Source organism: Pannonibacter sp. Q-1 (assembly GCF_054073275.1).
On record NZ_JBSXNB010000001.1, the window covers coordinates 172,146 to 197,288 of the forward strand.

The window sequence follows — 25,143 nt, forward strand, 5'->3', positions numbered from 1 at the left end:
AGATTTACGGACGGACGGACATATCCATGAGCAAGAAATTTGCCTCGCAGGGCGACCTCACCGAGAAGACCATCAGCTTCACCGAAGTCGGCGAGGGCCTTTATGCCTTCACAGCCGAGGGCGATCCCAACTCCGGCGTCATCATCGGCGATGACAGCGTGATGATCGTCGAGGCGCAGGCCACCCCGCGCCTGGCGCAGAAGGTGATCGACTGTGTGCGCAGCGTCACCGACAAGCCGATCACCCATGTGGTGCTCACCCATTATCACGCCGTGCGCGTCCTGGGTGCCTCCGCCTTCAAGGCGCAGCAGGTGATCATGGGCGAGACCGCCCGCGCCATGGTGGCCGAACGCGGCCAGGAGGATTGGGACAGCGAGTTCCAGCGCTTCCCGCGCCTGTTCCAGGGCCATGAAAGCATCCCCGGCCTCACATGGCCCACCACCACCTTCAGTGACCGGATGACCGTTTTCCTCGGCAAGCGCCGGGTGGACCTGATGCACCTTGGCCGCGCCCACACGGCGGGCGACATCGTCATCCACGTGCCGGACCAGAACGTCATGTTCACCGGCGACATCGTCGAGGCCCATGCCGCCTGCTATTGCGGAGACGGCCATTTCCGCGAATGGGGTTCGACGCTGGAGGCCATCCGCGCCTTTGACCTTGATGCCATTGCGCCGGGACGCGGCGATGCCGTTCTGGGCCGGGATGCGGTCAACGCCGCGCTGGACCGCACCCGCGACTTCGTGGAGAGCACCTTCCGCCCGGTGGCACGGGTTGCCGCCCGCAACGGCACCCTGAAGGAAGCCTGGGACGCGGTGCGCGCCGAATGCGATCCGAAGTTCAAGGACTACGCCATCTACGAGCACTGTCTGCCCTTCAACGTTGCCCGTGCCTATGACGAAGCGCGCGGCATCAGCCATCCGCGCATCTGGACCGCCGCCCGCGACCTCGAGATGTGGGCCGCGCTGCAGGGCTGAACCAGCCCTGCGACGCCTCGCACGGAAAACGGGACAAGAGGGAGGAGACCTCGTGGACAGACCCGCCGCAATCGCACCTGCGCCCGCCAGCAAGGCTGGCGAACGCGCCCTTGCCTTCGCGCTTTACCCCTATGCCCGCTCGGCCGATCAGGACCAGCCGGCCCCCGCCCGCCATACGGTGATCGTCGTTGGCGGCGGGCCGGTGGGGCTCGCCACCGCGCTCGACCTTGGGCTCAAGGGCGTGCCGGTTCTGGTGCTGGATGATCAGGAAGGCGTTGGCGAGGGCAGCCGCGCCATCTGCTTTGCCAAGCGCACGCTGGAGATCTGCGCCCGGCTTGGCGCGGCGCGGCCCATGCTGGACAAGGGCGTGCAGTGGAACAAGGGCAAGGTCTTCCGCGATGACCGCCTGCTCTACGAGTTCAACCTGCTGCCGGAAGGCGGGCACGAGTTTCCCGCCTTCATCAACCTGCAGCAGCCCTATTTCGAAAAGTTCCTGCATGAGCGCATCCTTGCGGCCATCGCGGAAGGCGCGCCCATCGAAATCCGCGGCCGCAACAAGGTGGAGGCGCTGGCGCAGACCGGCAACGGCGCCCGTCTCGACATCTCAACCCCTGACGGCCCCTATCAGCTCCATGCCGATTGGGTGATCGCCTGCGACGGCGCCCGCTCGCCGCTGCGCTCCATGCTGGGGCTGGGCTTCGAAGGCCGGGTGTTCGAGGACAATTTCCTCATTGCCGATGTGCGCATGACGGCGGACTTCCCGACCGAGCGCTGGTTCTGGTTCGAGCCGCATTTCAAGTCCGGCGACAGCGCCCTCCTGCACAAGCAGCCGGACGGCGTGTGGCGCATCGATTTCCAGCTGGGCTGGAACATCGACCGCAAGCGCGAACTGGAGCCCGAGCGCGTGCGTGCCCGTGTGGATGCCATGCTGGGCGAAGGCGCGGATTACGAACTGGTCTGGACCTCGATCTACACCTTCCAGTGCCGCCGCATGGAGACCTTTCGCAAGGGCCGGGTGCTCTTTGCCGGCGATTCCGCCCATCAGGTGTCCCCCTTCGGCGCACGCGGGGCCAATTCCGGCATTCAGGATGCGGACAATCTCGCCTGGAAGCTGGCGCTGGTGGTGAAGGGCATTGCGCCTGAAGCCCTGATCGACAGCTACTGCGCAGAGCGCATCCACGGGGCGGACGAGAACATTCTCAACTCCACCCGTGCCACCGACTTCATCACCCCGAAAAGCGGCATGTCGCGCATGTTCCGCAACGCGGTGCTGGATCTGGCCGCCCAAGCCCCCTTTGCCCGCAGCATCGTCAACTCCGGGCGCCTCTCCGTGCCTTGCGTCTATGACGGGCTGCCGCTCAATGGCCCGGATCATCCGCTGATGCCGCCCCGCACCCGCCCCGGTGCCCCGCTGCTGGATGCGCCTCTTGGCGGGGAACCGGGCGCGGAAGACTGGCTGCTGGCGCGGCTTGGCGGCGGCTTCCATCTGCTGGCCATCGGCACGGATGCGCCCGAAAGCTTCACCGCCCACGGCCTCACCCTGCCCTGCCTGCAGCTTTCGCCGCAAGGCAACGAGCCGCTGCGCGAGCGCTATCTCGGGCAGGCAGCTTCCGCCGTCTATCTGGTGCGCCCGGACCAGCACACCGCCGCCCGCTGGGAGCGCTTTGACGCAAACGAAGTGTCCACCGCCCTCGCCCGCGCGCTCTGCCTCGCGTGATGCGCCCCGCGTGATGTGACCGATGAACCCCTGACAGGCTGCCCGCCCCTGGCGGCAGCCGGGATAGATGAACCATGCTGATCACCGCCCCGAACCTGCCCAACCCGGACGACGCCTACGCCAGCCTTCTCGCCGCTCATGAGGGCCTGACGGAAGACGAAAGCCACGCCCTCAACGCCCGCCTGATCCTCATCCTGATGAACCACATCGGCGACCCGGCAATACTGGCTGAAGCGCTGGCTCTCGCGAAGGAGACGGGGCAGAAGGTGTGATGCAGCAGCATCCCGATGCCTTGGCTTCGGACACAAACGCCCCTCTCCGCGCCGTCCCGGCCTTTGCGCCGGGACCTGTCAGGGATGCACGGGCGGCTGAAACACAGCCATAGCACCGGCCCCTGCCGTCGAAAGACCGCCCCATCTCACCCGCTTCACGTCCCTGAGGGGTCCCGGCACAAAGGCCGGGACGGCGCGGGTGGCGAGCGCGAGACACATGTCTGCTCCCGGCGTCTGCCGTGATCGCTGCAAACAATCGCTCGCGCAATACTGCGCAACCCGCAAACTGGCGAAGTTATATTCTACTTTTTCTGGGGGAGAGAAGTGGTGCCCAGAGCCGGAATCGAACCAGCGACACGCGGATTTTCAATCCGCTGCTCTACCAACTGAGCTATCTGGGCCTGACTTCATGTGGCGTGACCGCCGGAAGTGGGGGTCTTATAGGAGATCGCCCGGGCCTTGTCCAGCGCCCCGGCAAAACTTTTCGCAGGCTTGGACCATTATTTTCGCAGCCACCGCAAAGCGCCGCTTTTCTCCATGGTTTCAACAACTTCAGGAGCATATTCCGCCTGTGGACAAGCGCCCCGGCAGGGGCCCGCGGCTGGCCTGGCTTCTGGCCGGGACAGCCGCCAGCGGCCTTCTCAGGGCAGCCGCTCGCCCACCGCAACACCGGTGGCCATCCACGAGCCGTCAATGGCAGAGAAGTTGCCGATGACGCCGTCGAAATTGCTGTTCGGCCCCTGCACCAGAGAGGCATTGAAAGTGCCGCCCATCGTGCCGCTATCGAAGATCGCTCCGCTGAAGAGGTTCTGATCGGCGAAAGGGTTGGATTCCGAGACATTGGCCCCGAACGTGCGGCCATCAAAGTTGCTGATGGTCGCGGTGCCGTGGCGGCTGGCGAAATCCACGCTCATGTTGAAGTCGCCAGCTGCCAGATACTGGCTGCCGCCGTTGACCACACTGCCGACCGCATGGCCCTGATAGCTGGCACTTCCGCTGCTCGGAAGATCATTCGGCCCCAGAATACGCCCTGCCGCCCAGGTTCCCAGATGCACCTGGGCCACATCATCGGCTGCCGGATAGGGATTGTCGGTGACAAGGCTGGTGCCCCAGTAGCCCCATTCCAGGAAAGCGCAGCTGCACTTGGTTGTCACGCCGGCGAAAATGGCGCTGTCTGCACCCTCCACCAGCGTGTTGGAAATAAAGTAGCTCTTGGCATCGGCATCTTTGCTGGTGCCTGCATCATCACGCAGCCCATTGCCAAGACTGTCACTGGTCTCGATTGCCGCGTAGCGGTCGTTGTCGATGAAGACAGAGGCCCGCTCGCTCTCGGGGGCAGAGGCGCTGTTGCCGAAGGACACCGTCATCTTCGGCGCGTAGCCGGCACCTGTATAACTCTGGTCACTCAAGCTGAACGAGGCCGAGAGCGACTTGCTGGCGGCATCAAACCTGACAGTGTTGTCAAAGGTACCCTGGGAGGCATAGGGCGTGACCACCAGTGTCCCACCACTGCCCTGCTGCACCATTCCCGCAGCAAAGGCCGACAGATTGCGGGTGGTGCGCGTCAGCGTCGAGCCATCGGCCGACGACGACAGCTCGGCAATATGGGTCGAAGCACTGTATTGCTCGGACGCGCTGATGGTGGACGGCACCACGGCATAACTGTCGACATAGATATTCCCGCTCGCATTGCCGCTCAGCAGGAAGTTCTGTGCATTGGAGCCATAGGCATGCGCCCCATCCACGCCTTCCAGAGAACCGATGCCGCCGGAGAAATTGCCGGTTGCATCATGGGAAGCCGACTTGTAGCCGCCGCGCCGGTCGCCATCCAGCGTCATGGTCCCGGAGAAATAATTCTCGGTAATCGATCCGAGGAACAGGCTGACCATCGACTGCTGCGATGAACCACTGCCCTGAATGGAGAAGGAGGCAGCGAGCGCCAGCGGCGGCGGCGTGGATTCGGCCCCTGCATCGCTCTCAAGCACGAGCAGGCCGGTGTTGCCCACTCCGCTGAGGAAGGAGGCTCCCAGGTCCTGCGCCACGAGCGGATTGAGGAACAGCGCACCGGTGTCCGCAACCGTGACGCTGCCATCCGAATTCTGCATCCCGGCAGACAGCAGCTGCTGAAGATCGCCTGTCAGGGTATAGGTTCGAAGGTCCCCCTGATCCATCACGTCGAAGGATCCCGCAGTTCCGCCGAATGCCAGGATTGCGTCGGAAAGATCCGTCCCGAAATACGGCATATCACCGGGGAAAAAGGCTTCCTGATAGAGCAGTGCGATGAAGTCACCGCTGCCCCGGTAGAAGACCCCGCGCCCGTTCGTCTCGATATTGCCATCCGTTCCCGCATCAATGCTCAGCCATGACGGCACGCCGGACTGGCTGATCTGACCGATATGATAGCCCTTGTCCGTCAGCGCCGACTGGAAGTAGCTGATGCCCGGCATGGAGGGCACGCCGACGGTGATGATCTGCCCGTCGATTTCGCCCGTCAGAACGGAATCCCCGTTTGCCGACGAATAGGCCCCGGAGGTGCCACCGGACAGCGATCCTTCCAGAACAAGCTCGCCATCGATCGCCCCCCCTCCCTTGCCCAGAATGCCCTGCCGCCCCGGATCTGACAGATAGTGAGGCCACGGCAACTCAAGCCAGCTGCCGCCGCTGAGGGCATGAAGCCGCGGGACCGGTATTGCAGGCGCAGTGCCGCCGTTTCCTTCGCTGACGTCCGGACGCGGCGTCTTTTCGATTGCGTCCTCGACGCGCCCGAGTTCGGTCGCGACAACCACCTGCGGCTTGGGGGACGGCAAGGTGTTGACTGTGGAAAGGTTCGAGTTGACGGAGGGAATGCCGCTCCGGGCCACGATCTCGTTGGTGGGCGGGCGCGGCGCGCCGCCATTCTGGCCCGGCCGGCTGGTCAGGGACTGCTGCAGGGAGCCAAGATCCGCTTGCGTTGTCGGGCGTATTTCGGGCAGGCCGCTCCCCCTGCCGCCCACAACCATGGTGTAGCCAGGCTCGTAAATCCGCTGCCCGGTGCCACTCGGCCCGGTGAAGGTCAGTTCCTTGCCAAAGACCAGCGAGAAGGTGCCGCCATCCTCACGCACCTCCAGATTGGCAATGCCGCCGCGGATGCCGATGGTCCCGACCGGCGTGCGGACATTGACGCCGCCCTTGTTCTTCGACAGCTTGCCGCCGACAAACCGGGCGACGCCCTTGCCCATGCTGGCCACCAGCTTGCCGGTGCCTGCCTCTGGATCAAACACGAACTCGTCAATCACCAGATCGGAATTCGCCCCGACGGTAAAGGTCGATCCATCGACAAACAGCACCTGCACGAGGCCCGTGCCGCCGGTCCGGATGCGTTCGTTGTGATAGATGTTGTTGCCAAGCATGATGGTGCGCACGCCTGCCCCCGGCGCCGTGCCCTGCGCCTGCGGGTTCACCGCAGTGGCAACACCCACATCCGTTGCAGCCATCGCAGTGGAGGCCAGCAGCGCCGGCAGAAGGCTGACGGCAGCAGCGAGGGAACGGGCGGTGCGGAAGCGGCTCATCATGGTATCAAACCTCAAAACCGGCGCATGACAGACAGCATGCCCGATGCATTGGTGTAATCATTCAGATCATAATTGGACTGCTGGCGGCGCAGTTCGCCCGACAGGCCTATGGCCGTCTTGCCTTCACCCAGCGGCATCGTCAGCGACGAGCGCAACCACCCCTCATTGTCCCGCTGGGCTCTGTTGCGGTTGATCAGCCTGTCCGGCTCGTTATAGGCGCGGTACAGGTAGCCGCCCTCAACATCCACGGACCAGGGCGCAGCGGATAGCCTGAAAGGCGAGGAGAAGCGGTAAGTCCCGCCGGCAGAAAAGCCGCTGGCTGTATTGGATTTGTAAGCCTTGTTCGCCGTCACCACGTCGCCAAGCAGCGTCAGCCGGGCGGTGAAAGTCTCGGTCAGGCGGTATTGATACCCGGATGCAATCCGCACCGCATAACCGGCCCTGTCGGAGAGATTGGGCTGTTTCACGGTATCGTTGAACCAGCTGTGGCGCACCTCTACCCGTGCCAGAAGGCCTGCACGCTCACTCAGGTTCATGGCAACCCGCGCGCCGGCTCCAAAGCCGCCGCTGTAATTCGCCCCATCCAGCCGGATGCCGTTGGCGATGCCGTAAATCCCGAGCCTTGCGTCATCAATGCCGAAGCGGGCGAGGTTGAACGACGGGCCAAAGGTGATCTCTGCCATCTCCGTATCAAGACGGCTGATATCCCCGTAGCGCGCACCATAGAAGATCAGGTCTGCCTCAAGCCGGTCCCCCTGACTGGCAAGGTCATAGGAAAAGCGCACGTTTGCAGAGAGGAACGCATTGATGTCCGCCTTGCCCGTTCCTGCATCATCGAGCGTGAAGGCGGTTCCGTTCAGGTTGATGATTCGGCTTTCGGGGGCGGCGTTGGCATTGCTCTGACCGCGCACCCCGGCGGTGAGCAGACCGCTGACCTTGGCCGGCGCTTCCTGCTCCGCAATGGCGGCAAGGAAGTAGTTCACCCGCTGTGTCACTTCCGGCGGCACATTGGGGCCGGAAATGGCGCTTTCGAAATAATTGCGCGCCATATCTTTGGCGCCGAGGCGCATGTAGAGCACGCCCAGTTCCAGCTGCACGCGCGGCAGGCCCGGCGCGTAGACGAGCATGCGCTCCAGCGTGCCGATAGCCGCTTCGTGGTCGCCAATCTGCGCCGAGACCATGGCATATTCAAAGGCGATGTCCAGATTCTGCGGCTCTGCCAGCGTTGCCTGCAGAAGCTGCTGCTGGCGCGCAGCAAGATTTGCCGCCGGAAACTGCTGCGCCTGAGCCGCACCATCGAGACCCGCCGTGCCAAACACCACGGCAAGCGCAAGAAGGCCGCCAAACCGGCGCGCCCTGCTGCGGCAGCTGCCCGTGCGGCCTGCCCGTATCCGCGGTGATTTTGCCCCGATACTTGTCACGTTCCCCGGCATCCCACGCTTTACCAGATTTTAAGATCGCCCCGTGCTTGCAGAGATACATGAGAGTCCCGCCGGAGCAAACCTGCAATCCGGCACGGGACACTTATCTCGCCGTGCGTTGATCAACGGCTACACCTGACCTCCCCTCAGCCAAAGCACTGGCATGAAAAGAGAAATGGCGCGAGGAGCAAAATCCCGCGCCATTCCGGAGCCTGTGGCTTTTTCGGGGTGCATCGCCGGGCGCAAGCCCGGCCGCCGCACGGGACAGGGCCCTGCGGACAGGATCAGGCGGCCCTGCCCGCAAGCCTGGCCTTTACTGCACTTCGGTGATGCGGCCGTCCGTGAACGGGGTGTAGTCGCCGCCGTTCTTGGCAATGTACTCCGCCAGCACTTCTTCAAGGCCCGGGCCGAAGTCATAGGCATTCATGCCGGCCTTGGCGAAGACGGCATAACCATCACCGCCGCCACGCATGTAGTTGTTGGTGGCAAGGCCGTAGACCTTCTCGGGGTCGATCGGGGCCCAGCCGTCGCCGTCCTTCACCTCGACCTTGAGGATACGTTCACCGGCCGGCTTGGCCTTGGTCCACTCGTAGCGAAGACCTGCGACCTGCGCGAAACGGCCAGCGCCTTCTTCAACCTTGGACACGCCATTTTCCAGAGCGGCCACAACGTCGGAGCCCTTGAGCTGGAACGTGGCCAGGGTGTTCTGGAACGGCAGCACCGTCAGAACCTCACCCATGGTGATCTCGCCCGAATCGATGGAGGCACGCAGGCCGCCGCCGTTCTGAATGACGATCTCGACGCCCTGCTCCTTCACGCGGTCCAGCATCGCCTCGGCCACCAGATTGCCCATCTGGCACTCGGAGACACGGCAGGTGTCGCGCGAGCCATCGATGGCGGCGGTGGTGGAACCGATCACCTTGGCCTTCAGCTCTTCCAGCGGCTGGGCCAGTTCAGCGACGCGGGCGGCGACGGTCTCATCCGGAGTGACGGACGCATCCAGCAGGATCGGGTCGCCCTTGGCAGAGATCAGATCGCCATTGTCGTTGAAGGTCAGCTCGATCTCGCCGAGATACTTGCTGTAGGCATAGGCCGTGACAACCGGCACGTCCTTGCCGTCCGGGTTGGCAACGATGGTCGGGTAAGGACCGGCTGCCTTGTCATTGTCATTGGCCAGCAGCGTGTGAGAATGGCCGCCGACAATGGCGTCAATGCCGGAAACTGCGCTGGCGATTTCCTTGTCACGCTCGTAGCCCATGTGGGTCAGGGCGATGATCTTGTTGACGCCCTGTGCCTCCAGCTCGCCCACGGCGCCCTTGAGGTAATCCTCAGCCTTCACAAACGTGACGCCGGGGCCGGGGGATGCGGTCTCGGCGGTGTCTTCGGCCAGAACCGAGACGATGGCAATCTTCTGCCCGCCAACTTCCAGGATCACCGAACCGGGCACCTTGTCCTTGAGCAGCGGCTCGTTGGAGACATCGGTGTTGCCGGAGATGACCGGGAACGTCACATCCGCCAGGAAGTCGGCAAGGCCCTGCGGACCATCATCGAACTCATGATTGCCCACGGCCATCACGTCATAGCCGATCATGTTCATGAACTCGGCTGCCGCCTTGCCCTTGTAGGTGGTGTAGAACAGGGATCCCTGGAACTGGTCACCAGCGTCCAGCAGAATCACGTTCTTGCCGGCGTCCGTCAGCGCCTTGCGGCGCTCGTCCACCTTGGTCTTGATACGGGCAACACCGCCAAAGCACTCGCCCTTGGCATCTTCGTCGGCGCTGCAGGTCGAATCAAACTTGTTGATCTGCTCGATGCGGCTATGCAGGTCGTTGGTGTGAAGGATGGTCACCGAATAATCGGCCAGCGCTGCGCCGCCCATTGCCATCGCGGCAAAAAGGGCAGTCGCGCCAAGAAGCATCTTTTTCATGTTCGCCTCGCCTGTTGGAAGCCAGCCCCGGCCTCCGCTTTTTCTACACAGCCGCCCTAGCACAGGTCTGCGACAGTTTTATTCGCAGCAGCGCGCAAGAGGGCAGGCCAGCCTCCCGCCTTCCGCTGAATTGTGACAGCGTTTGTGACAGGCAGCCCTGATTATGACAGCGGAAAATTTTTCAGGACAAGATGATTTTTTCAGCAAGCCTGCCCGGAATTTCACGGCGCAGACCGGCACGGCAGGAATCAGCGGTCTTCGCCGCCCTCTGCCTCGTCATCAACATCATCCGTCTCGACGGCGGGAATGCTGTAGCCTTCCACCATCCAGCGGTGCAGATCTATCTTGGCGCAGCGGTCGCTGCAGAAGGGATAGTCGGCCTGGGTGGAGAGCTTGGAGCAGATGGGGCATGGCCGCATGCGGCGGCCCTGGTCCCCTGCATTGCCGGATGCTGCGGTCATTGCGGCATCCTCACGCGGGCAGCTTCAGCGGATCGCGCCACAGGGCGCGGACATCCAGACCGGCAGAAGCCAGCATGTTGACCGTCTCATAGAGCGGCAAGCCAACCACATTGGGGTAGGAGCCAGTCAGCTTCACGACAAAGGTGCCCGCAAGGCCCTGGATGGCATAGCCGCCCGCCTTGCCGCGCCATTCGCCGGAAGCCAGATAATCATCACCTTCCCGGCGCGACAGCTTCTTGAAGCGCACGCGGGTCTCCACGATCTTCGTCCGCACGGAGCCAGATGGCGAAATCACGGCAAGGCCGGTCAGCACGCGGTGGCCACGGCCTGAGAGAAGGCCAAGGCAGGCCTCTGCCTGCTCCACCGTCTCGGCCTTGGGCAGAATACGGCGGCCGGCGCAGACCACCGTGTCCGCCGCCAGAATGACGGCTTTCGACAGCACGGCATCTTCCGCCAGCTGCTCACGCACGTGACGGGCCTTGGACTTCGCCAGACGCACCGCCAGAGCGCGCGGCGTCTCGCCGCGCAGCGGGGTCTCGTCCAGATCGGCCGGAATGAGATGCTGCGGCTCTATGCCGGCCTGCTGCAGCAGAGCCAGACGGCGCGGCGAAGCGGAGGCCAGAACGAGGGGAACGGTGGCAGTATCGCTCATGGGTGTCTCGCTCCCGGCCGGACCGCGGCTTACTTGAAGCGGTAGGTGATGCGGCCCTTGGTCAGGTCATACGGGGTCATCTCGACGAGAACCCGGTCGCCTGCCAGAACACGGATGCGGTTCTTGCGCATGCGCCCTGCAGTGTGAGCAATGATTTCATGGTCATTTTCAAGACGCACGCGGAACGTCGCGTTGGGCAGCAGTTCCGTGACGACGCCCGGAAACTCCAGAACTTCTTCCTTAGCCATATGGTATCCCGGTTAAACCGATCCTGAGGTGCGCGGAACCTATAGGATCAAAGCAAAAAAGTGAACAGGGCAATCTCCGCGCCGGTGATTTTCCATCGGGCGGGCCATCATGCGGACTTGCCGGTTCAGGCGTGAGGGCGGAAAAAGGCCGCTTCGCAGCAGCTTCCCAGCTCTTTCGCTTCTCTGTATCACCCGCTGGGTGGCGGCGTCCAGCCCAGCCGCTTCTTGATTTTCATCATCAGCTGATCACGCACCGAACGGTAGGCGTCCAGAATCTGGTCGCGGCTGCCGGAAACGATGGTCGGATCCATGGTTGGCCAGTATTCCACGTCCACCGCATCGGCGCGCGTCAGGTCCAGAACCTTGTGATGGGCTTCCGGCGAAAGGGTGATCACAAGGTCGAAGCCGGACTCGTCCAGATCCTCCAGCGTCTTGGGCTGATGGGTGCTGGCGTCCATGCCGATTTCGGCCATCACCGCATCCACGAACGGGTCACGCTCGCCTTTGCGTGCGCCGGCCGAGCGCACGTAGACCTGCCCCGGAAACAGGCTGCGGGCAATCGTTGCAGCCATGGGAGAACGCACAGCGTTCATGCTGCAGGCAAACAGGACCGCAGTCGGACGGGAGCCCGGCCCGGTCATGGTGCTCAGCCTTTCCAGTGCAAGGCGTAGACAAGGGTGAAGAGGCGGCGGGCCGTGGGCTGGTCAATCTCCACCTTGCCCTCCAGCCGCTCCTTCAGGACCATTGCCCCCTCGTTGTGCACGCCGCGCCGGCCCATGTCGATCGCCTCGATCTGGCTGGGCGTCGCATGGCGGATCGCCTGATAGTAGCTTTCGCAGATCAGGTCGTAATCCTTCACCACGCGGCGCAGCGGCGTCAGCGACAGCACATGGGTGGCCACATCCTCGCCGCCCTCGCTGGTGATCTGGAACACCAGCTTCTTTTCCACGACGGACAGGCGCAGCACGAAGCGGCCGCCCCCCAGCCCGCTGGGGCAGAAGCTGTTTTCCTCGATCAGGTCATAGATGGCCACGGCCCGGTCATGCTCGATGTCGGGCCCCGCACGGGCAATGGACGCCTCATCGAGAATGACATCGATAAGACGGCCTGAAGCATCTTCGCCGGAACCCTCTCCGGCGCCGGAGGACGCACTGCTTTCCACCAAGGTCATACGGCTCGCACCTTCCCCGTCAGAGCCCTCAATATGCTGTCCTCCTCCCAGCCGCTTGCCTATTCGGCTCCCAGATTGAGCCGGATGGAAACGGACCTTGCATGCGCGCTGAGGCCTTCCGCCTCGCCCAGGGCGATTGCCGCAGGCCCGAGAGCCCGAAGGCTCTGCGCATCACACTTAAGGATCGACGTCCGCTTCACAAAGTCAAGCACAGACAGGCCGGACGAGAACCGCGCCGAACGGGCGGTCGGCAGAACATGATTGGAACCGCCGACATAATCGCCGATGGCTTCCGGCGTGTGGCGGCCCAGGAACACGGCGCCCGCATTGCGCACGCGGCCCAGCAGCGCTTCGGGATCTTCCACCGCCAGCTCCAGGTGCTCCGGCGCCAGCCGGTTGATCAGCGGAATGGCTTCCTCCAGATCCTTCACCATGACGACGGCGCCGAAATCGCGCCAGCTGGCCGAGGCCACCTCCGCACGCGGCAGCGTCTTCAGCTGCCGCTCCACCGCCGCTTCCACGGCAGCCGCCAGCCCTTCGTCATCGGTGATGAGGATCGACTGAGCCACCGGATCATGCTCGGCCTGCGCCAGAAGGTCCGCTGCCAGCCAGTCCGGATTGTTGTCCGCATCGGCCACCACCAGCACTTCGGAAGGCCCGGCGATCATGTCGATGCCCACCGTGCCGAAGACTCGGCGCTTGGCAGCGGCCACAAAGGCATTGCCGGGTCCGACGATCTTGCTCACCGGCGCAATGCTTTCCGTGCCATAGGCAAGAGCGGCCACAGCCTGCGCGCCGCCGATGCGGTAAATTTCCGTGATCCCGGCCACCTTGGCTGCCGCCAGCACCAGCGGGTTCAGCACCCCGTCCGGCGCGGGCACCACCATGGCAATGCGCTCCACCCCGGCGACAAGCGCGGGGACCGCATTCATCAGCACGGAGCTGGGATAGCTGGCAAGGCCGCCGGGCACATAGAGGCCGACCGCCTCCACCGCCGTCCAGCGCGAGCCAAGCTCGACGCCCAGAGCATCCGTGTAGCGGTCATCCTTCGGCATCTGGCGGGCGTGGTGCGAGTGGATGCGGTCCCGCGCCAGTTTCAGCGCGTCAAGCGTTGCCGGCTCTACCGCTGCAGTTGCGGCCTCGATCTCTTCAGCCGTCACCCTGAGCTCTGCGATGGAAGAGACACTCACCCGGTCGAAGCGGTTGGTATAGTCCACCACGGCCGCATCGCCGCGTGTGCGCACATCGTCCAGAATGGTGCGGACGACCTGATCCACATCCTCGGACACCTCACGCTTGCCGGACAGCAGGTCCTTGAAGCGGGTCTCGAAATCTGCATCTGCGGTGGAAAGCCGGATTGCCACGTCTGTCTCCTTGCAAGGCCTTTTCGCGGCGCCGGCTCACCCTGCAAGGGGCCGCGCCACTTGTCGCCGGCAAAGCTACGCCCGCCAGCTGGAAAATCTCAGTCGATGTGATGATGAGGTTTATTGGGCGTGGCCCAGGCCGCGCCAAGATCGGTCAGCTGCGCCTCGATGCATTCCACATCCAGCGCCAGCGTGCCGCCACCGGCAAATTCCAGCCGCACCGTGCCGGAAGGAGCTTCCGCGCCCTGTTCGAAGCGGATGGCCAGCAGCGACAGGATGGCGCCCTTCGCCTCCTGCCGGATATGGGCGGCGCGCATCGCCGTCACACGGGCGAAGGCCAGCGCCGAGCGGCGCCTTTCGTGAGTGCGCGCACGCCGGTCTTCCGCCTTGTCCCAGACGAAGCGGTTCATGGCGACAATCACCTTACGCTCCTTCGGCAGGTAGCGGATGTCGCCAACGCTCAGCACCGCGTCCTGCACATGGGCGGAAACCACGGCCAGATCTTCCTCATCGAGGGCGGCAAGTTTCAGCAGGTCCATGGGCGGCTCTGTCTCCGGAAGGCTTGTGGCAAAGGGCGGGAGAGCTCCCGCCATTCCAATCCGTTGCCTAGCGCGTCCGGGGCCGTTTGACAATGCGGCAGGCCGTGCACCACGCCTGCCGCATGCTGCATTTAGGCCGAGATGCGCTCGATCATGGCGCCGCAGCGGCCGAGCTTTTCTTCCAGCCGCTCGAAGCCACGGTCGAGGTGATAGACGCGGCTCACGTTCGTCTCGCCTTCGGCCACCAGACCGGCAATCACCAGCGACACGGAGGCACGCAGGTCCGTTGCCATCACCGGGGCGCCGCGCAGGCTGTCCACGCCGTCCACGATGGCCGTCTTGCCGTCAATGCGGATGCGGGCACCGAGGCGGGCCAGCTCCTGCACATGCATGAAGCGGTTCTCGAAGATGGTTTCGGTGATCCGGCTCTGGCCGCCCGCCCGCGTCATCAGCGCCATGAACTGGGCCTGAAGGTCCGTCGGGAAGCCGGGGAACGGCTCGGTGGTGACATCAACCGGCGCAATACCGTTGCCATTGCGGTAGATGCGCAGGCCGTCTTCCACCTGCGTGATGTCCGCGCCGGTCTGGCGCAGCACGTTCAGCGCTTCGTCCAGAAGCTCAGCCCTCGCGCCCTGCAACACAACATCGCCGCCGGTCATGGCAACTGCCATGGCATAGGTGCCAGTCTCGATGCGGTCGGCGATCACCGCATGGCGGTGGCCCTTGAGGCGCGGCACGCCCTCAATGCGGATGGTGGAAGTGCCGGCGCCTTCGATCTTCGCGCCCATGCCCTTCAGGCAATTGGCAAGGTCTTCGACTTCCGGCTCACGGGCGGCGTTTTCCAGAATGGTCTCGCCCTTGGCCAGCGTCGCCGCCATCATCAGCGTGTGGGTGGCACCCACAGACACGCGCGGGAAGGTGATATGCGCGCCAGTCAGGCCCTTACGCGCATTGACCACCACATAGCCCGCTTCAATCTCGATCTCCGCGCCCAGCTGCTTCAGGCCATCGATGAAGAAGTCCACCGGCCGCGTGCCGATGGCGCAGCCGCCCGGCAGCGACACGCGGGCCACGCCCATGCGCGCCACCAGCGGGCCGATGACCCAGAAGCTGGCGCGCATCTTCGACACCAGCTCGTAAGGCGCGGTCGTGTCCACAATGGCGCGTGCCGTCAGATGCAGCGTCTGGCCGCGCAGCTCGTCAACGCCGGTGCGCTTGCCATCGACCGAATAGTCGACGCCATGGTTCGACAGGATATGCGTCAGCTGCGCCACGTCGCGCAGGCGCGGCACGTTTTCCAGCGTCAGCGTCTCGTCCGTCAGGAGCGAGGCGATCATCAGCGGCAGGGCCGCATTCTTGGCGCCGGAAATCGGGATGACGCCATTGAGCTGCGCGCCGCCGATGATCTTGATGCTGTCCATGGAATCACCTGATTGGGCAGGTCTCAGGCCTGCCGGCAAATAGAAAACTGGCCCGGCTCTACACCGGGATAAAGGCTGAGGCAAGGCAGCGTGGCACACCGCCTTGCCTGCATTGCTTCCGCCTTGCGGCAGCATGCGGGGCCCGCAGCTTCCCGCCACTCCCGCATGCCCTCATCTGACGCCATCACGCCTGCGGCACCGCGTCCGCATCCCCACCCTGCCCGGCGGGCGCTGCGGCACCATCGTCTGCCTCAAGCGGTCCTGCCGCCGTCTCGCGGCGCTGGCGGTCTGCCGCCTTGCGCCGCTTCAGATTCTGCCGCAGCGCCTCGGCAAGGCGCGCCTCGCGGGAGCCGGGCTTAGGCCCGTCCGGCTTGTTCTGCCTGGTCATCGCCATCCCTGCTGTTTCCAATTTTCCAAGGAATAGCTTATGCTTTCCGCCACCGGAAGGCATCCCCCTTCCCTTCCCGGCAAACTGTCCACAGGCACGCGGAAAAATCAGCACGATAAGCGCTTGCCATGTCCAGCCTTCTATGGCACAAGCCGACCCGTTCGCGGCGCCACAGCGCGCCGGTCACGAACGGCCTTCCGGATCACCGGACAAAAGGCCAGCGGGTCCGCCCGGAGATGCTGCAGTAGCTCAGTGGTAGAGCACTCCCTTGGTAAGGGAGAGGTCGAGAGTTCAATCCTCTCTTGCAGCACCATTTTTCACCGTTAAATCGCAGAGCTTTGGCAAACTTGCTGGTCGCGCTATAGTAACCGCGAAACCGGAGAAAAGCCGTATGGCAACGATGAACGTAAGCTTGCCAGCCGATATGCTGAGCTTCGTGGAAGATGAAGTCGCACAAGGTGGATATGCCACCTCCAGCGAAGTGATCCGCGATGCCCTGCGCTTGCTTCAGCATGAAAAGGCCGCCGAACAGGAGCGCCTCGCCCTTCTCAGCCGGGAAATTTCCGTTGGCCTCGACGACATGCGCGCAGGCCGCACCACGTCGAAGACAGCGGCGGAGATTGCGCAGGAGATTCGGCGGGAACAAGCAGGCGAATGAGGCATTCCCTCACTGCGGCAGCCGAGCGCGACATTCGCAACATACTGAGGGAAACGATCAAAGCATTCGGTGTCAGGCAGCTCTCTGTCTACGCAGGGATTATCGATCGTGGCATAGAACTGGTCACAGAGAATCCGGAGCGCGGCGGATCTCTTGACAGATCACGGATCGCGGCGGGTGTCCGGCTTTTCCATCTGGAGCTTGCAGCAGGCAGGCGCGGGGCCGCCGCACACTGCCTTTATTACATCAAGAGCCTCCTGCCGGACGGAAGCAGCGGCGTTATCATTCTACGCGTGCTGCATGAAAGCATGGAGCCACGGCACAAGATCATCAGGGCCTTGCGCGACGATCAGCACCCATAACCCTCACTCCGCCTGCGGCATCCCCGCTGGCCTCAACGCCCGTTTTTGGGCGGAGATGCGGAAGGGGGCGTTGGGGGCGCCGTAGCCGGCGTAGTTGCCGCCGCGCTGGACGAATTCGAAGAACAGCCCTTCCGGACGGGTCTGCGAATAGAGCTGGAAGAAGCTGCCGCCTGCATCCTCGTCATAGAGCACGTTTGCGCCCTTCATGCGGGCCACCAGTGCCGGATCGAGTCCAAAGCGGGCTTCGACGTCAGCATAGTAGTTGGCGCCGATCTGCAGGATGGGGAAGCCGCGGGCACTGAGCGCGGCGGCGGTGGCGAAGATGTCATCCGTGGCAAAGGCGATATGCTGGACGGAGGAGCCGAAGCTTTCCTTCACAAAGCGCCCGGCCAGCGTATGGCGGGCTTCCGCTCCGTTGAGCGTGACGCGCAGCGCGCCGGTTTCCACCGCCTGCGACTTCACCAGCCCATCCGGATCGGCCACATCCACCATGGGGGCGCGGCGGGCATCGAACAAGGCGTGGTAGAACAGCGACCAGCTGAGCATCTCGTCATGCGCCATCGTCTGGGCGATGTGGTCGATGCGCGTCAGCCCGGCACCTGCGGAGGCCGTAGCCTTGCCGACACCAGCCTTGCCAGCATCAGGCAGCGGGCGGAAGTCCACATCCCACAGGCGGCCCAGCATCTCCCCGCCATCGACAAAGCGCAGCAGGCTGCCGCCATGACCGCGCACCGCAGGAATGGCCAGCTCCCCTTCGGAAATATGGCTCTGATGGGCCGGGATCAGCAGCGCCTGCGCCCGCTCGGCGGCAGCGGCGGCATCGGGCACCTTCAGCGCGATTTCGGACACGGTGGTGCCGTGGGTGACATAGGCGGTGTGGGCAAAGCCGGTGACGGCCGTGTTGACGAGAATGTTCACCGCGCCCTGGCTCCAGCGCGTCACCGGCTTGGAGACGTGCCGCGCCACGGGCGCAAAGCCTGCCGCCGTCAGGAAGGCGGCGATGGCCGGTTCTTCCGCTTCCGAGGTGGCGATTTCGAGGAACTCGACACCTTCCACGGGGGCAGGCGCGGGGAAATGCGGCAGATCGACGGTCAGCGCCGGTTCGGCCCGGCGCACCCGGTCCTGCAGGTCGATGAGGCTGCGGTGGCCATCCAGCGCTACAAGGCGCGGCAGGCCGGCACGGAACTGGTCGTTGAAGATCTCAAGCGACAGCGGCCCGGAATAGCCGGTGGAGAGCACCGCCCGCATGAAGCCGGTCACATCCAGATCGCCCTCGCCCGGCATGTTGCGGAAGTGGCGCGACCAGTAGAGCAGGTCCATGGGAATGGCCGGAGCATCGGCCAGCTGCACGAAGAAGATGCGGTCGCCGGGAATGGCGCGGATCGAATCCGGCGGAATGCCGCGCCCGAGCGTGTGGAAACTGTCGAGGATCAGGCCGATGCGCGGATGGTCCGCACGGCGCACTACTTCCCAAGCGTCGCGGTGATCGTTGATGTGCCGCCCCCAGGCCAGTGCCTCGAAACCCGCACGCACGCCGAAACGGGCGGCAAGCTCGCCCAGTTCGTGGAAGTCCTGCGCCATCCGGTCGATACCGCCCATGGCCGCCGGATGCACGGAGGAACAGACCAGCATCAGGTCGGTGCCCAGCTGGTTCATCAGGTCGAACTTGCGCGCCGCACGGGCAAAGGCGCGGGCGCGGTAGGGTTCCGGCAGGCCCTCGAAATCCCGGAAAGGCTGGAACAGGGTGATGGTCAGCCCGTGATCGCGCACCATGCGGCCCACATCAGCGGGGCTCAGGTCCGAGGCGATGAAATCCTGCTCGAAGATCTCGATCCCCTGAAAGCCCGCCTTGGCGATGGCCTCCAGCTTGACCGGCAGATTGCCCGAGATGGAAACGGTGGCGATCGAATTCAGCATCGGTTCACTCCGGCTTGAGGAGATCCTGGCGCAGGCGGCCATGATCGAGCGGCAGTCCTGTGAAGATGGCCCAGGCATCAACGCCCTGCCCGAAGAATAGCTCATAGCCCGAGATGATGGTCAGGCCTTCGGCTTCCGCATCCTTGAGGAAAGGCGTGTCGACGGGTGTGTAGACCGCATCAAACACCCAGGCAGCGCCCGTCATGCGCGCCCGCTCCAGTGGGGTGCCGCCGTAGCCGACCATGCCGACGGGCGTGCAGTTGATGAGGCCGCTGACGCCAGTGGATAGCTCTGCGGCTTCCGGTCCGGTGCGGGTGACGAGCTCCGGCCGCACGGCCTTCAGCGCTTCGGCCAGCGCATCGGCCTTGGCCACATCCCGGTCGGCAATGCGGATTTCGGCAAGGCCCAGTGCGATGAGGCCGAAGGCCACCGCCTTGCCGACGCCCCCTGCCCCGATCATCAGAACGGGACCGGGCGCTGCATCGCCGCGCACCGCGCGATAGGCGGCGATGAAGCCGGAATAGTCGGTGTTGAAGCCGCGTGCCTTACCGTCCTCGAAGATCACCGTATTGACCGCGCCGATGGCCCGCACCAGCGGATCATCGACCTGAACCTTGGCCGCCGCCCGTTCCTTGTAGGGATAGGTGACGTTGACGCCCCGGTAGCCATCTGCCGCCACATGGGCAAACAGAGGGTCGAACTCCATGCCCATCTCCCGGGGCACCAGCCGGTCATAGGTCACCGTGCGCCCGTTCTGCAGCCCCGCCAGCACATGCAGGCGGGGAGAGGATGAGGCGGCGATGTTGTCGCCGATGAGGCCGAGGCGGATGGTGCCGGTCTGCGGCACGGCAGCGGGAGAGGATGCGGACATGGCGTGTCAGGCTCGCTTGCGGAAAATGCGGCGCCAGAGCGGCGTCTTGGACAGAAGGATCAGCACCACACCGGCCATCAGCGTGGCCGAAAGCGGACTGGTGAGAATGCCCTTGAACAGCATGGGCAGGCTTTCCTGCTCCGAGATGATGGCCCGGCGCCAGTTGTCATCCAGGAGGCGCGACAGGATCACGCCGAGAATGACGGGACCCAGGGAATAGCCATAAAGGCGCATGAAATAGCCCAGCACGCCGAAGCCCAGCATCCAGTAGACATCCCCCAGCCGGTTGTTCACCGCATAGGCGCCGACGATGGACAGCAGCAGGATCAGCGGGATCAGCAGCCCGCGCGGCAGTTCCACCACCTTGACGAAGAGGCGGATGCCGGTGAGGCCGAAGAGCAGCATGAAGCAGTTGGCGATCATCAGCGCGCTGACGATGAACCAGAACATGTGCGGCTGCTGCACCATCAGCAGCGGCCCCGGATTGAGGCCGTGGATGAACAGCGCGCCGATCATGATGGCCGTCACCGCATCCCCGGGGATGCCGAGCGTCATCATCGGGATGAAGGCCCCGCCGACAGCGGCGTTGTTCGCCGTCTCGGGGGCAACAAGCCCCTCGATGGCGCCCTTGCCGAAGGGCACTTCCGGATCCTTCGTCACACGCTTGGCGTGATCATAGGCCATCAGCGCGGCAATATCCCCGCCCGTGCCGGGCAGCGCACCGACGACGACACCGATGGCCGAGGTCTGCAGCGACAACGGCAGATGCTTGCGGATGGTGCTGAAGCCCGGAACGATGCGGCTGATCTTCTGCTTCACCGCTTCGGACTTGATCGTGTGCAGCTGCATCAGGGCTTCGGACACGCCGAACATGCCGATCATCACGGCAATGAAGGAGATGCCGCCCATCAGCGACGGGGAGCCAAACGTAAAGCGCTGGTCCATGGTCAGCGGGTCGAGGCCGACAGAGCCGATCATCAGGCCCAGAGAGCCTGCGAAGACGCCCTTCACCAGGCTTTCCCCCGACAGGGAGCCAACCAGCAGCAGGCCGAGAATGGCCAGCAGCATGAAGTCGCGCGGCTGAAAGCGGATGGCGAAATCGGATACGGCAGGCGCAGCCAGGGCGAGCACCAGAATGCCGATCAGGCCGCCGAAGAAGGACATGACGGTGGTGACGCCAATGGCCTCACCCGCTTCGCCCCGCTGGGCCATGGGATAGCCGTCCAGCGCCGTGGCGATGGCCGAAGGTGCGCCGGGGATGTTGAGCAGGATCGCCGTGCGCGAGCCGCCATACACCCCGCCCATGAAGATGCCGATCATCAGCGACAGGGCGGGCAACACGTCCCAGGAGAAGGTGAAGGAAATCAGGATCGAGACGGCCATCGTCACCGACAGGCCGGGAATGGCGCCGATATAGATGCCGGCCATGGTGCCTGCCGCGATGAGGGCGAGCAGCTTGATGTCCAGCAGCGGCACGAGAAGAGCGTTGAGAATATCCATCAGGGTCTCTGCCTTACGCCATGAGCTTGCGGAAGAAGGCGAGGATTTCCGCCTCCGGCACGATGCCGGCGGGCATCAGCACCGAGAAGATCAGCCGGAAGATCACCCAGATCAGAAGAATGCTGAAGGCCGAGACCATCACCGTCCAGCCCCAGTTGCGGCGGGTCAGGATGCGGATGCCGATGACCAGAAACAGAAAGGACGTGGGGATGAAGCCAAGCGGCTTCAGCAGGAAGGCATAGGCCGTGATCAGCACGGTCATCAGCACCACAGGCAGCGGCAGGATCTCCCGCAGGGCCCACTGGTTGCCTTCTGCGGGCTTGCGCAGGGTCTGGATCAGCACCATGCCGGAGGTCACGGTCATCAGACCGGTCGTCATCATCGGCACGCCGCCCGGTGCGGACAAGGCCTCAAAGCCGGAAATCCCGTAAGCGGTGTAGAACAGGAACAGACTGGCGCCGAACATGAAGAAGCTGAAAACCAGTTCAAAGGAGCGGCGGGGTTGCGGGTTTTCCATGTGACCTCCAGCAGCCGGATCAGGCAGGCAGGGTTTTACCATCTGCCCATGCAAAACGCCGCCCCTCTTCGGCAGCCTGCGTCACATGAAATCATGCATGATGCAGGCTGCTTCAGAAGCGTTTCCCGAGGCCCGGCAGGGTGCTTTCCCTTTGCCGTCGGCGGCCAGGCCCCGGAAGATCAGGCGGCGTTTTCTGGTTTATGGCGAGGATCAGGGCTTGGGAATGCCGAATTCCTCAGGCGAGGCCTTGGCAAGGCCCGCTTCCCAGACAAGCCAGCTGGTGGTGGACTGCCACTTCGACAGGAAGTCTTCCGCCTCGGCGCCGGAATAGGACATCATCTTGAAGCCGCGGCTGTCCATCAGCTTGAGGAAGTCCTCGTTCTTTGCGCCTTCCTGATAAGCGGCCACCAGCTTGGCAACCACGTCATCTGGCGTGCCCTTCTTCACGAAAATGCCGAAGAACGGGCCCCAGGGCAGCAGTTCGGCAAATTCCGGGTTGGTGGACACGATGGTCGGCACGTCCGGCAGGGCCGGGGTGGGCTCGACGTCGAACAGGGCAATCGGCTTCATCGTGCCGGCCTTGATGTTCTCGACCGCAGCGCCCAGCACCGCCGGCATCACGTCGATGGCGCCGCCCTGCAGGGCGGTCAGGGCCGGGCCGTCACCGTCGTAGGGAACGAAGGTCACGTCGATCGGCGTCTTCTGGTTGATCATCGCGGTCACGACAGACGGCAGGCCGCCCGGACCGGTGGAGCCAAATTTCACCGCCTTCGGATTGGCGTTGATATAGGCGATCATCTCCTGAAAGGTGTTGAACGGAGCATCCGGACGGGCCACCAGGATCGGGATACCGCGCGCCAGAACATTGATCGGGGTGAAGTCGGAATAGTCCTTCTCACCCAGCTTCATCACTTTGTAGAGCAGCGGGTTTTCCGCGCCGAACAGGATGGTGTAGCCATCGGCATCACCGGCCTCGACCATGTTGAGCGCCAGGGCGCCAACGCCGCCGGTGACGTTCTGCATGATGATCTTGCCGCCCAGCGCCTTTTCGGCATGCGGGGTGACGGCACGCATCACCGTGTCGGTGGAGCCGCCTGCGCCCCACTGGATGATGCCCTGAATTTCCTTGTCCGGATATTCGGCAAGAGCCGGAACAACAGCAAGCCCAAGCGCAAGAGCTGCGCCGATAAGCGTCTTCTTCATGAAGATCCTCCCATTTGAACGGTCCCGGCCCATTCTCCTTTTGAGCCGCCCGAACTCTTGATTGCCAGAAGTCAGAGATAACAGCAAATACCGATTTTGCCGTCATAGTAACATGATGTTAATCCAGCATCTCAGCCCGTTCCCGTTGCTGAAGGTGCGGGGTCCCAGGCCTCGCGGGCACGGGCGCGCTGGAGTTCGTGGCGGAAACGCTCGACGGTGAATTCGGCGAAGCTGGAGAGCTGCCGTCCATGTTTGGTCAGCACCCAGGCGTTGATTGACGCGGGCTCCTTCAGCGGGCGCCGCACGAGGCCGGGCATGTAGACCTCCGCAACCGAGAATTCGTCGATCACCGAAACACCCAGCCCATGCCGGACGAGGCTGACAATCGTCTGGGCAAAGCGCCCGCGCATGGAAAAACGCGGCTCCAGCCCGGCGTCCCGGTAAGGGTGGGACAGGATGCGCCCGTATGGATCACTCTCATCGATGCCGATGATCGGCTCTTCCATGAGATCATGCACGGAAATGACCGGCTTTTCCGCCAGCCGGTGCCCCTCCGGCACCACGGCGACAAGCCGCCCCTCCACCAGCTTCTGGCAATCCACCGCCGGATTGTCCATGGCCGAGCTCATGATCACGAACTCGCCGCGCTCCAGCAGCAGGTAATCGAGGGTCTCCTCGATCTTGAGGATGTTGAGGTCGATGAAGAGATCGGGAAAGCGCTGGCGCACATTGCGGATGGCGCGTGCGGCGATGAACTGGGCAATCGAGGGGGCGCAGGCAATCGACAGGGTGAATTCCTCACCCTTGTGCAGGGAGGACACCGCCTGGTTCAGGTTCTCCATCTGCCGGTAGACCTGATGCACCATGTCGAAGACCTTCTGCGCCTCGGGCACCGGCACGAACAGCCCCGCCTTGCGCTCGAACAGGCGCACGCCGAGCGAATCCTCTGTGTATTTGATCAGGCGGCTGACGCCGGGCGCCGACACGTTCAGCAGCTTGGCGGCGCCCGCAATCGTCCCGGCCATCATCACGGCGCGGATGACCTCGACCTGCCGGAGTGTCAGTTCTTTCATCTTGAAGAATCTCCCGGGCGGGATGCTGTCACAGCTTCGATAAAGGCGAAAGGTCTCCTTTCAGGAACAGCGGCGAAGGTATCGGGCGATGACCCTTGGCAGAATTGACCTTCTCAAGCCCGCATGAACCTGATTAACCTCACGGCCCCGAACCGGAGATACCTGGAACAATGAAGCTTGATGCCGCCCTTGAAGCCCGCCTCACGCAGGCCAGTGCCATGCTCGCCGAATGCCGCCGTCAGGGCGGCGCGCTGGAGCGCCTGCCGGAAGAAGCCCGCCCGCAATCCATGCTGGAAGGCTACGAGATCCAGCGCCGCGTCCATGCGCTGCTGGGCGATGCTCCGGTCCGGCACTGGAAAACCTCCGAAACCGGCCCGAAGGGCGCGATGACCGCCCCGATCCACGGCAGCCGCATCTTCACGAGCCCCGCCAGCGTTGGCCGCGTCAACGCCCTGGAGACGGAGATCGCCCTGCAGCTTGGCCAGGATCTGCCCTTCCGCGACGGCGAACCCTACACCCGTGAGGACGTCCTTGCCGCTGTCTCCCACTACGCTCTGGCCTTTGAGCTGTGCGCCTCGCGGTGGCTGGTGAAGGATGTGGAAGTGGAAGAGAAGATCGCCGACTGCCTGTCCAATGACGGCCTTGTCCTCGGCACACCGGTGCCCTTCACCGGCGATATCCTCTCCCCGGTAAAGCGCCTCGTGCTGATGCGGGACGGCACGCCGGAGCCCTTCACGCCCAATGACATCGATCCGGCAGGCTCGCTGACGGCCTATGTCAATGCAGGCGGTGACCGGTTCGGCGGCTTCAAGGCCGGAGACTGGATCATCACCGGTTCCATGAGCGGCGTGCAGAACGCCCCTGCTCCCGGTCTTTGGACAGCCCGCTGGGATGACCGGCTGGAGATCAGCCTGACCATCACCGGCTGACCCT

24 protein-coding genes and 2 tRNA genes are annotated in these 25,143 nt (G+C 63.9%); 7 read left to right on the forward strand and 19 right to left on the reverse strand.

Going from position 1 to position 25,143, the window contains the following annotated elements; translation table 11 throughout:
- Positions 1-26: 26 nt before the first annotated feature.
- The 3 genes from ACVNHC_RS00765 to ACVNHC_RS00775 all read left to right on the forward strand — a co-directional run bounded on the left by ACVNHC_RS00765 (position 27) and on the right by ACVNHC_RS00775 (position 2,966).
- Positions 27-977: an MBL fold metallo-hydrolase gene (locus ACVNHC_RS00765; protein ID WP_457166183.1), complete on the forward strand. Its 951-nt coding sequence runs from the start codon at positions 27-29 to the stop codon at positions 975-977.
- 52 nt (positions 978-1,029) lie between these two features.
- Positions 1,030-2,694 (forward strand): FAD-dependent oxidoreductase, encoded by a 1,665-nt coding sequence (locus tag ACVNHC_RS00770; RefSeq protein WP_457166184.1) that lies wholly within the window; start codon positions 1,030-1,032, stop codon positions 2,692-2,694.
- 74 nt (positions 2,695-2,768) lie between these two features.
- Complete coding sequence (locus ACVNHC_RS00775) at positions 2,769-2,966, forward strand: DUF2783 domain-containing protein (RefSeq protein WP_186392540.1); 198 nt, start codon at positions 2,769-2,771, stop codon at positions 2,964-2,966.
- Between the two features lie 325 nt (positions 2,967-3,291).
- Here the strand turns inward: ACVNHC_RS00775 and ACVNHC_RS00780 are convergent.
- The 13 genes from ACVNHC_RS00780 to ACVNHC_RS00840 all read right to left on the reverse strand — a co-directional run bounded on the left by ACVNHC_RS00780 (position 3,292) and on the right by ACVNHC_RS00840 (position 16,109).
- Positions 3,292-3,367: transfer RNA gene (locus ACVNHC_RS00780), tRNA-Phe, on the reverse strand.
- 240 nt (positions 3,368-3,607) lie between these two features.
- The gene (locus tag ACVNHC_RS00785; protein WP_457166185.1) at positions 3,608-6,517 is read right to left on the reverse strand and encodes a FecR domain-containing protein; all 2,910 of its coding nucleotides are present in this window, start codon (positions 6,515-6,517) and stop codon (positions 3,608-3,610) included.
- An 11-nt stretch (positions 6,518-6,528) separates the two neighbouring features.
- Positions 6,529-7,938, reverse strand: a complete 1,410-nt coding sequence (locus ACVNHC_RS00790) for a tetratricopeptide repeat protein (protein ID WP_457166186.1) — start codon at positions 7,936-7,938, stop codon at positions 6,529-6,531.
- Positions 7,939-8,251: 313 nt separating this feature from the next.
- On the reverse strand, positions 8,252-9,865 hold the full coding sequence (locus ACVNHC_RS00795) for a bifunctional metallophosphatase/5'-nucleotidase (RefSeq protein WP_050470967.1): 1,614 nt from the start codon (positions 9,863-9,865) through the stop codon (positions 8,252-8,254).
- A gap of 248 nt (positions 9,866-10,113) precedes the next feature.
- On the reverse strand, positions 10,114-10,326 hold the full coding sequence (gene yacG / locus ACVNHC_RS00800) for a DNA gyrase inhibitor YacG (RefSeq protein WP_050470966.1): 213 nt from the start codon (positions 10,324-10,326) through the stop codon (positions 10,114-10,116).
- Positions 10,327-10,336: 10 nt separating this feature from the next.
- Positions 10,337-10,978 carry a Maf family nucleotide pyrophosphatase gene (locus ACVNHC_RS00805; protein WP_058900470.1) on the reverse strand — a complete coding sequence of 214 codons (642 nt, stop codon included), beginning with the start codon at positions 10,976-10,978 and terminating at the stop codon, positions 10,337-10,339.
- 29 nt (positions 10,979-11,007) lie between these two features.
- A complete protein-coding gene (infA, locus tag ACVNHC_RS00810; protein ID WP_019962913.1) occupies positions 11,008-11,226 on the reverse strand; it encodes a translation initiation factor IF-1 in 219 nt (72 codons plus the stop codon).
- Positions 11,227-11,414: 188 nt separating this feature from the next.
- Positions 11,415-11,867, reverse strand: a complete 453-nt coding sequence (locus tag ACVNHC_RS00815; protein WP_050470964.1) for an arsenate-mycothiol transferase ArsC — start codon at positions 11,865-11,867, stop codon at positions 11,415-11,417.
- Between the two features lie 5 nt (positions 11,868-11,872).
- Positions 11,873-12,397, reverse strand: coding sequence for a UPF0262 family protein (locus ACVNHC_RS00820; protein ID WP_050470963.1), 525 nt, complete (start codon positions 12,395-12,397; stop codon positions 11,873-11,875).
- Positions 12,398-12,456: 59 nt separating this feature from the next.
- Positions 12,457-13,761 (reverse strand): histidinol dehydrogenase, encoded by a 1,305-nt coding sequence (hisD, locus tag ACVNHC_RS00825; RefSeq protein WP_457166187.1) that lies wholly within the window; start codon positions 13,759-13,761, stop codon positions 12,457-12,459.
- Positions 13,762-13,859: 98 nt separating this feature from the next.
- Entirely contained in the window at positions 13,860-14,300 is a 441-nt protein-coding gene (locus tag ACVNHC_RS00830) for a DUF2948 family protein (RefSeq protein WP_058900472.1), read from the reverse strand.
- A gap of 131 nt (positions 14,301-14,431) precedes the next feature.
- On the reverse strand, positions 14,432-15,721 hold the full coding sequence (gene murA / locus ACVNHC_RS00835) for a UDP-N-acetylglucosamine 1-carboxyvinyltransferase (RefSeq protein ID WP_050470960.1): 1,290 nt from the start codon (positions 15,719-15,721) through the stop codon (positions 14,432-14,434).
- Between the two features lie 184 nt (positions 15,722-15,905).
- Positions 15,906-16,109: a hypothetical protein gene (locus tag ACVNHC_RS00840; RefSeq protein WP_122521133.1), complete on the reverse strand. Its 204-nt coding sequence runs from the start codon at positions 16,107-16,109 to the stop codon at positions 15,906-15,908.
- Positions 16,110-16,347: 238 nt separating this feature from the next.
- Here ACVNHC_RS00840 and ACVNHC_RS00845 point away from each other — a divergent pair.
- From ACVNHC_RS00845 to ACVNHC_RS00855, 3 genes are all read left to right on the forward strand, one after another.
- A tRNA-Thr gene (locus ACVNHC_RS00845) sits at positions 16,348-16,422 on the forward strand.
- Positions 16,423-16,500: 78 nt separating this feature from the next.
- Positions 16,501-16,767 (forward strand): type II toxin-antitoxin system ParD family antitoxin, encoded by a 267-nt coding sequence (locus ACVNHC_RS00850; RefSeq protein WP_457166188.1) that lies wholly within the window; start codon positions 16,501-16,503, stop codon positions 16,765-16,767.
- Positions 16,764-17,129, forward strand: a complete 366-nt coding sequence (locus ACVNHC_RS00855; RefSeq protein ID WP_457166189.1) for a type II toxin-antitoxin system RelE/ParE family toxin — start codon at positions 16,764-16,766, stop codon at positions 17,127-17,129. Before ACVNHC_RS00850 ends, ACVNHC_RS00855 begins: the two co-directional genes overlap by 4 nt.
- Positions 17,130-17,132: 3 nt before the next feature.
- Here the strand turns inward: ACVNHC_RS00855 and ACVNHC_RS00860 are convergent, their stop codons facing one another.
- From ACVNHC_RS00860 to ACVNHC_RS00885, 6 genes are all read right to left on the reverse strand, one after another.
- Positions 17,133-19,046: a bifunctional sugar phosphate isomerase/epimerase/4-hydroxyphenylpyruvate dioxygenase family protein gene (locus tag ACVNHC_RS00860; protein WP_457166190.1), complete on the reverse strand. Its 1,914-nt coding sequence runs from the start codon at positions 19,044-19,046 to the stop codon at positions 17,133-17,135.
- A gap of 4 nt (positions 19,047-19,050) precedes the next feature.
- The gene (locus ACVNHC_RS00865; protein ID WP_457166191.1) at positions 19,051-19,917 is read right to left on the reverse strand and encodes a shikimate dehydrogenase family protein; all 867 of its coding nucleotides are present in this window, start codon (positions 19,915-19,917) and stop codon (positions 19,051-19,053) included.
- Positions 19,918-19,923: 6 nt separating this feature from the next.
- A complete protein-coding gene (locus ACVNHC_RS00870) occupies positions 19,924-21,417 on the reverse strand; it encodes a tripartite tricarboxylate transporter permease (RefSeq protein WP_457166192.1) in 1,494 nt (497 codons plus the stop codon).
- 13 nt (positions 21,418-21,430) lie between these two features.
- Positions 21,431-21,934, reverse strand: coding sequence for a tripartite tricarboxylate transporter TctB family protein (locus ACVNHC_RS00875; protein ID WP_019962927.1), 504 nt, complete (start codon positions 21,932-21,934; stop codon positions 21,431-21,433).
- 210 nt (positions 21,935-22,144) lie between these two features.
- Positions 22,145-23,137, reverse strand: a complete 993-nt coding sequence (locus tag ACVNHC_RS00880) for a tripartite tricarboxylate transporter substrate binding protein (protein ID WP_122519537.1) — start codon at positions 23,135-23,137, stop codon at positions 22,145-22,147.
- Positions 23,138-23,268: 131 nt separating this feature from the next.
- Complete coding sequence (locus tag ACVNHC_RS00885; protein ID WP_019962929.1) at positions 23,269-24,210, reverse strand: LysR family transcriptional regulator; 942 nt, start codon at positions 24,208-24,210, stop codon at positions 23,269-23,271.
- Positions 24,211-24,380: 170 nt separating this feature from the next.
- On the opposite strand from ACVNHC_RS00885, the gene ACVNHC_RS00890 reads away from it, so the two are divergent.
- Positions 24,381-25,139 carry a hypothetical protein gene (locus ACVNHC_RS00890; RefSeq protein WP_058900480.1) on the forward strand — a complete coding sequence of 253 codons (759 nt, stop codon included), beginning with the start codon at positions 24,381-24,383 and terminating at the stop codon, positions 25,137-25,139.
- Positions 25,140-25,143: the final 4 nt, after the last annotated feature.

What these genes read in the sequence shown, in the direction of transcription:
- yacG (WP_050470966.1), bottom strand. Translation starts at nt 10,326, where the DNA reads ATGACCGCAGCATCCGGCAATGCAGGGGACCAGGGCCGCCGCATGCGG.
- ACVNHC_RS00805 (WP_058900470.1), bottom strand. Translation starts at nt 10,978, where the DNA reads ATGAGCGATACTGCCACCGTTCCCCTCGTTCTGGCCTCCGCTTCGCCG.
- infA (WP_019962913.1), bottom strand. Translation starts at nt 11,226, where the DNA reads ATGGCTAAGGAAGAAGTTCTGGAGTTTCCGGGCGTCGTCACGGAACTG.
- ACVNHC_RS00765 (WP_457166183.1), top strand. Translation starts at nt 27, where the DNA reads ATGAGCAAGAAATTTGCCTCGCAGGGCGACCTCACCGAGAAGACCATC.
- ACVNHC_RS00890 (WP_058900480.1), top strand. Translation starts at nt 24,381, where the DNA reads ATGAAGCTTGATGCCGCCCTTGAAGCCCGCCTCACGCAGGCCAGTGCC.
- ACVNHC_RS00870 (WP_457166192.1), bottom strand. Translation starts at nt 21,417, where the DNA reads ATGGATATTCTCAACGCTCTTCTCGTGCCGCTGCTGGACATCAAGCTG.
- ACVNHC_RS00820 (WP_050470963.1), bottom strand. Translation starts at nt 12,397, where the DNA reads ATGACCTTGGTGGAAAGCAGTGCGTCCTCCGGCGCCGGAGAGGGTTCC.
- ACVNHC_RS00815 (WP_050470964.1), bottom strand. Translation starts at nt 11,867, where the DNA reads ATGACCGGGCCGGGCTCCCGTCCGACTGCGGTCCTGTTTGCCTGCAGC.
- ACVNHC_RS00865 (WP_457166191.1), bottom strand. Translation starts at nt 19,917, where the DNA reads ATGTCCGCATCCTCTCCCGCTGCCGTGCCGCAGACCGGCACCATCCGC.
- ACVNHC_RS00860 (WP_457166190.1), bottom strand. Translation starts at nt 19,046, where the DNA reads ATGCTGAATTCGATCGCCACCGTTTCCATCTCGGGCAATCTGCCGGTC.
- ACVNHC_RS00795 (WP_050470967.1), bottom strand. Translation starts at nt 9,865, where the DNA reads ATGAAAAAGATGCTTCTTGGCGCGACTGCCCTTTTTGCCGCGATGGCA.
- ACVNHC_RS00830 (WP_058900472.1), bottom strand. Translation starts at nt 14,300, where the DNA reads ATGGACCTGCTGAAACTTGCCGCCCTCGATGAGGAAGATCTGGCCGTG.
- ACVNHC_RS00885 (WP_019962929.1), bottom strand. Translation starts at nt 24,210, where the DNA reads ATGAAAGAACTGACACTCCGGCAGGTCGAGGTCATCCGCGCCGTGATG.
- murA (WP_050470960.1), bottom strand. Translation starts at nt 15,721, where the DNA reads ATGGACAGCATCAAGATCATCGGCGGCGCGCAGCTCAATGGCGTCATC.
- ACVNHC_RS00785 (WP_457166185.1), bottom strand. Translation starts at nt 6,517, where the DNA reads ATGATGAGCCGCTTCCGCACCGCCCGTTCCCTCGCTGCTGCCGTCAGC.
- ACVNHC_RS00875 (WP_019962927.1), bottom strand. Translation starts at nt 21,934, where the DNA reads ATGGAAAACCCGCAACCCCGCCGCTCCTTTGAACTGGTTTTCAGCTTC.
- ACVNHC_RS00775 (WP_186392540.1), top strand. Translation starts at nt 2,769, where the DNA reads ATGCTGATCACCGCCCCGAACCTGCCCAACCCGGACGACGCCTACGCC.
- ACVNHC_RS00880 (WP_122519537.1), bottom strand. Translation starts at nt 23,137, where the DNA reads ATGAAGAAGACGCTTATCGGCGCAGCTCTTGCGCTTGGGCTTGCTGTT.
- ACVNHC_RS00850 (WP_457166188.1), top strand. Translation starts at nt 16,501, where the DNA reads ATGGCAACGATGAACGTAAGCTTGCCAGCCGATATGCTGAGCTTCGTG.
- ACVNHC_RS00855 (WP_457166189.1), top strand. Translation starts at nt 16,764, where the DNA reads ATGAGGCATTCCCTCACTGCGGCAGCCGAGCGCGACATTCGCAACATA.
- ACVNHC_RS00840 (WP_122521133.1), bottom strand. Translation starts at nt 16,109, where the DNA reads ATGACCAGGCAGAACAAGCCGGACGGGCCTAAGCCCGGCTCCCGCGAG.